The organism is Falsiroseomonas oryzae (genome assembly GCF_027856955.1).
Classification (GTDB): Bacteria; Pseudomonadota; Alphaproteobacteria; order Acetobacterales; family Acetobacteraceae; genus Falsiroseomonas; species Falsiroseomonas oryzae.
On record NZ_JAPSMD010000754.1, the window covers coordinates 1 to 1,473 of the forward strand.

Annotated in this window: 1 protein-coding gene; it reads left to right on the forward strand. The window is 74.8% G+C overall.

The features are described 5' to 3' along the window. The coding region (locus OZN99_RS31385; RefSeq protein WP_333779796.1) for an alpha,alpha-trehalose-phosphate synthase (UDP-forming) at positions 1-1,419 on the forward strand (1,419 nt) is incomplete at its 5' end. Positions 1,420-1,473 lie beyond the last annotated feature (54 nt).

Here is a 1,473-nt window from a genome sequence, read left to right on the forward strand (position 1 = left end):
CGCGGAGGACGCGCCGCGATGAGCCGCCTGGTGATCGTGGCCAACCGCGTGCCCGACCCGCGCGAGCGCGGCGCCAGCGCCGGCGGGCTGGCGGTGGCGCTCAAGGACGCGCTGACGCGGCGCGAGGCCGTGTGGTTCGGCTGGTCCGGCGGCACCGCGGCCGAGACCGCCACCACGCCGCGCGAGCTGCGCCAGGGCCGCACCACCTACGCGACGCTCGACCTGGGGGAGGCCGACTACCGCCACTACTACCAGGGCTTCTCCAACGCGGCGCTATGGCCGGTGCTGCACTACCGGCTAGGTGTGGCGCGCTTCGCGCGCGAGGACTGGATCGGCTATCGCCGCGTGAACGCCGCCTTCGCCGCCGCGCTGGCGCCGCTGCTGCGCCCGGACGACGTGATCTGGGTGCACGACTTCCATTTGTTCCTGCTGGCGGCGGAGCTGCGCGCGCTGGGCTGCCGGCAGAGGATCGGCTTCTTCCTGCACGTGCCCTTCCCGCCGCGCCAGGTCTTCCTGGGCCTGCCGAACGCGCAGGCGATCCTGGCCGGGCTTGCGGCGGTCGATACGATCGGCGTGCAGACCGAGGACGATGCGGAGAACCTGCGCGGCGCACTGATCGCGGCGGGAGAGGCAGCGGTGGCGCCGCGCGTCGGCGCCTTCCCCATCGGCATCGACACGGCGGGTTTCGCCGCCCTGGCCGCGCGGCGCTACCGCACGAAGGAGGTCGACCAGCTGCGCGCCTCGCTGGCCGGCCGCGCGCTGGCGATCGGCGTGGACCGGCTGGACTACACCAAGGGCCTGCCGCAACGCATCGCGGGCTTCGGCAAGCTGCTGGAACGCTTCCCGCGCCACCGCGCCAAGATCACCTTCCTGCAGGTCGCCCCGGTCAGCCGCGGCGACGTGGCGCAGTACCGCGCCCTGCGCCGCGAACTGGACGAGAGCGTGGGGCGCATCAACGGCCAGTATGCCGAGCCGGACTGGGGCCCGATCCGCTACATCACGCGCGCCGTCGCGCGGCCGACGCTCGCGGGCTACATGCGGCTGGCGAAGATCGGGCTGGTGACGCCGCTGCGCGACGGGATGAACCTGGTGGCGAAGGAGTACGTCGCCGCGCAGGACCCCGAGGCGCCGGGCGTGCTGGTGCTGTCGCGCTTCGCCGGCGCGGCGGGCGAGCTGCAGGGCGCGGTGCTGGTGAACCCGCTCGATCCCGACGACATCGCGGAGGCGCTGGACGTCGCGCTGACCATGCCGGCGGAGGAGCGGCTGGCGCGCTGGACGACGATGGAGGCGGCGGTGCGTGCGACCACCGCGACCAGCTGGTGCAAGCAATTCCTCGCGGCGCTGGAGGGCGAGGAGGCGGCGGCGGAGGCCGGGCGTGCGGGCGGGCGTCGTGCGGCGGGGCGGCGGAAGGCGGCGTAGCGGCGGCGGGGGCGCCCCCCTCACCCCGACCCTCTCCCCCCTGTTGGGGGGAGA